Raw genomic sequence first — 4,063 nt, forward strand, 5'->3', positions numbered from 1 at the left:
GGACGCGGGCCCGGGTCGCTCCCGTCCCCGGCCCGCGCTCGGTCGGTTCGTCAGTCGTCGGCCTCCGGGCCGGCCACCGCGACGCCGTCGCTCGCGCGCACCACGTGGATGCACTCGCCCGGGCACTCCTTAGCCGAGTCGATCACCTCGAGGCGCAGGTGCTCCGGCACGTCGACCCGGGCGCCCGCGGCCTGCCGCAGCTCGCCGTCCGGGCCCTTGACGTACGCCAGGCCGTCGACGTCGAACTCGAACACCTCCGGCGCGTACTGCACGCACAGCCCGTCGCCGGTGCAGAGGTCCTGGTCCACCCAGACCTGAAGCTGGTCCGTCGCGACGTCGGTCACGAAGCACCCCCCATGTTCTCCCGTCCCACCCCCCGACGGTACCCGAACGCCCGTACCCGCCCCCCGACCAGCCCTTGGCGATCAAGCTTCGGTGACGAGCGCGTTGCGTGGGACCGAATCGGGCTCATAGCGGCTAGTGTTAGCTCAGAACGTTCAAGCCCCCCGGGGAGGTGGGACGTGGCACGCAGCGACGACGCGGACTCGCGCGCCGCACGGTGGGAGAAGGAGGCCCACGATCTCTCCACGCAGGTCGCGTTCCTTCAAGAGGAACTCGCCCTGGTGCGGCGCAAGTTGACCGAAAGCCCCCGACACGTCCGGCAGCTCGAGGAGCGGCTGGCGGCCACCCAGGCACAGTTGGCGCGGCTGACCGAGAACAACGAACGGCTCGTGAGCACCCTCAAGGAGGCTCGCGCGCAGATCGTGACGCTCAAGGAGGAGATCGACCGCCTCGCCCAGCCGCCGAGCGGCTACGGCGTCTTCCTGGCGAAACACGACGACGGCACGGTGGACGTGTTCACCGGCGGGCGCAAGCTCCGCGTCGCCGTCTCGCCCTCGCTGGAGGTCGACGAGCTGCGCCGCGGCCAGGAGGTCCTGCTCAACGACGCGCTCAACATCGTCGACGCGCTCGGCTACGAGCGGGTGGGCGAGGTCGTCATGCTCAAGGAGGTGCTCGCCGGACCCGGCGACACCCCGGGCGACCGCGCCCTGGTCGTCTCGCACTCCGACGAGGAGCGCATCGTGCACCTCGCGGAGACCCTCATCGGCACCGCGATAAGGGCCGGCGACTCGCTCATGATCGAGCCCCGCTCGGCGTACGCGTACGAGCGGATCCCGAAGAGCGAGGTCGAGGAACTGGTCCTGGAGGAGGTGCCCGACGTCGACTACGAGGACATCGGTGGCCTCCAGGCGCAGATCGAGCAGATCCGCGACGCGGTGGAACTGCCCTTCCTGCACGCCGACCTGTTCCGCGAGCACCAGCTCCGGCCGCCGAAGGGCATCCTGCTCTACGGCCCGCCCGGCTGTGGCAAGACGCTGATCGCCAAGGCGGTGGCCAACTCCCTCGCGAAGAAGATCGCCGAACGGCGCGGCGAGGAGAAGCACACCAGCTTCTTCCTCAACATCAAGGGCCCCGAGCTGCTCAACAAGTACGTCGGCGAGACCGAGCGGCACATCCGGCTGATCTTCCAGCGCGCCCGGGAGAAGGCCGGCGAGGGCACCCCGGTGATCGTGTTCTTCGACGAGATGGACTCCGTCTTCCGCACCCGCGGCTCGGGCGTCTCCTCCGACGTGGAGAACACCATCGTCCCGCAGCTGCTCAGCGAGATCGACGGTGTCGAGGGGCTGGAGAACGTCATCGTCATCGGCGCTTCCAACCGGGAAGACATGATCGACCCGGCGATCCTGCGCCCCGGCCGGCTCGACGTGAAGATCAAGATCGAGCGGCCGGACGCCGAGGCGGCCAAGGACATCTTCTCCAAGTACATCCTCGCCGGCCTGCCGCTGCACGCCGACGACCTCGCCGAGCACGGCGGCGACCCACAGGCCACCGTGGCGGCGATGATCGACGCGGTCGTCCTGCGGATGTACTCGGAGACCGAGGAGAACCGCTTCCTCGAGGTCACCTACGCCAACGGCGACAAGGAAGTCCTCTACTTCAAGGACTTCAACTCCGGCGCGATGATCCAGAACATCGTCGACCGGGGCAAGAAGATGACCATCAAGGAGTTCCTCACCTCCGGACGCAAGGGGCTGCGCCTGCAGCACCTGCTCGACGCCTGCGTCGACGAGTTCCGCGAGAACGAGGACCTGCCCAACACCACCAACCCCGACGACTGGGCGCGCATCTCCGGCAAGAAGGGCGAGCGGATCGTCTACATCCGCACGCTCGTCTCCGGCGGCAAGGGCGCCGAGGCCGGCCGGTCCATCGAGACCGCCAGCAACACCGGCCAGTACCTGTAGTCCGACGGCACGACGGAGGCCCGCGGCGCACCCGCCGCGGGCCTCCGCGCGTACCGGGCCCGGCCCGCCGCGCCCCTTCCGCGCGTCACGGCGACTACGCTCGACGTGACGGGGGGACCGGGACGGGCGAGCGGAGCAGGCAGGTCGATGAGCGTCAGACGGATCATGGGCACCGAGGTCGAGTACGGCATCTCCGTGCCCGGCCAGGCCGGGGCCAACCCGATGGTCACCTCCTCGCAGGTGGTCAACGCCTACGGGGCACGGCCCGAACTCAACCGCGGCGGCCGGGCCCGCTGGGACTACGAGGAGGAGTCGCCGCTGCGCGACGCCCGCGGCTTCACCTACTCCGGCGCCGCGTACGACCCCGCCGAGGCGCTCGCCGACGAGGACCTCGGGCTGGCCAACGTCATACTCACCAACGGTGCGCGGCTCTACGTCGACCACGCCCACCCCGAGTACTCCACCCCCGAGGTGACCAACCCCCTCGACGTGGTGCGCTGGGACAAGGCCGGCGAGCGGGTGATGGCCGAGGCAGCCCGGCGGGCCGCCACCATCCCGGGCACCCACCCGATCCACCTCTACAAGAACAACACCGACAACAAGGGCGCCAGCTACGGCGCCCACGAGAACTACCTGATGCGGCGCCAGACCCCGTTCGCCGACATCGTGGCGTACCTGACGCCGTTCTTCGTCACCCGGCAGGTGGTCTGCGGCGCCGGCCGCGTCGGGATCGGCCAGGACGGCGGCCAGAGCGGCTTCCAGATCTCCCAGCGGGCCGACTTCTTCGAGGTCGAGGTGGGGCTGGAAACCACCCTCAAGCGACCGATCATCAACACCCGCGACGAGCCGCACGCGGACGCCGACAAGTACCGCCGGCTGCACGTCATCATCGGCGACGCCAACCTGTCGGAGATCTCCACCTACCTCAAGGTGGGCACCACGGCGCTGATCCTCACCATGATCGAGGAGAAGGCGCTCGGCGCCGACCTGGGCATCGCCGACCCGGTCAGCGAGCTGCGCGCGGTCAGCCACGACCCGGCGCTCAAGCACCTCATGCGGCTGCGCGACGGCCGCAAGCTCACCGCCCTGGACGTGCAGTGGGCCTACCTCGAGCGGGTCCGGTCCTTCGTGGACGACCGGTACGGCGACGACGTGGACGCGCAGACCGCGGACGTCCTCGACCGCTGGGAGAGCGTGCTGGACCGGCTCGGCCGCGACGCCTTCCTCTGCGCCGACGAGCTGGACTGGGTGGCCAAGCTGCGGCTGCTGGAGGGCTACCGGGAGCGGGAGAAGCTCTCCTGGGGTTCGCACAAGCTCCAGCTGGTCGACCTCCAGTATTCGGATGTGCGCCCGGAGAAGGGCCTCTACCACCGGCTGGTGCAGCGCGGCTCGATGAAGACGCTGCTCACCGACGAGCAGACCCGCAGCGCGATGACCGAGCCGCCGGAGGACACCCGGGCCTACTTCCGGGGTCGCTGCCTCGCCCAGTACGCCTCCGAGGTGGTCGCCGCGAGCTGGGACTCCGTCATCTTCGATGTCGGCCGCGAGTCGCTGGTCCGGGTGCCGATGATGGAACCCGAGCGGGGCACCCGCAAGCACGTCGGGGAGCTTTTCGACCGCTGCGCGAGCGCCAAGGACCTGCTCGAGATGCTGACCGGCGGCTGAGCCGCCGCCGTTGCGTCGGATCACCTCGGCGTACCAGCGGGCGCTGGACTTGGGAATCCGCACCTGGCTGTCGTAGTCGACGTGGACCATCCCGA

The 4,063-nt window shown here is 69.7% G+C and carries 3 protein-coding genes and 1 pseudogene; 2 read left to right on the plus strand and 2 right to left on the minus strand.

Features of this window, described 5'->3' with window-relative positions:
- Nucleotides 1-50 precede the first annotated feature (50 nt).
- Nucleotides 51-344 carry a ferredoxin gene (locus ACWEVO_RS31805; RefSeq protein WP_452311154.1) on the minus strand — a complete coding sequence of 98 codons (294 nt, stop codon included), beginning with the start codon at nucleotides 342-344 and terminating at the stop codon, nucleotides 51-53.
- A 177-nt stretch (nucleotides 345-521) separates the two neighbouring features.
- On the opposite strand from ACWEVO_RS31805, the gene arc reads away from it, so the two are divergent.
- Together arc and dop are read left to right on the plus strand one after the other, a co-directional pair.
- The gene (gene arc, locus ACWEVO_RS31810; RefSeq protein WP_452311155.1) at nucleotides 522-2,303 is read left to right on the plus strand and encodes a proteasome ATPase; all 1,782 of its coding nucleotides are present in this window, start codon (nucleotides 522-524) and stop codon (nucleotides 2,301-2,303) included.
- Nucleotides 2,304-2,450: 147 nt separating this feature from the next.
- Nucleotides 2,451-3,968, plus strand: a complete 1,518-nt coding sequence (dop, locus tag ACWEVO_RS31815; RefSeq protein ID WP_452311156.1) for a depupylase/deamidase Dop — start codon at nucleotides 2,451-2,453, stop codon at nucleotides 3,966-3,968.
- A gap of 6 nt (nucleotides 3,969-3,974) precedes the next feature.
- Here the strand turns inward: dop and ACWEVO_RS31820 are convergent.
- Nucleotides 3,975-4,063, minus strand: a pseudogene (locus tag ACWEVO_RS31820) (family 1 glycosylhydrolase); the annotation flags it as partial.

The sequence above is a fragment of the Micromonospora sp. NPDC003776 genome, assembly GCF_053605645.1.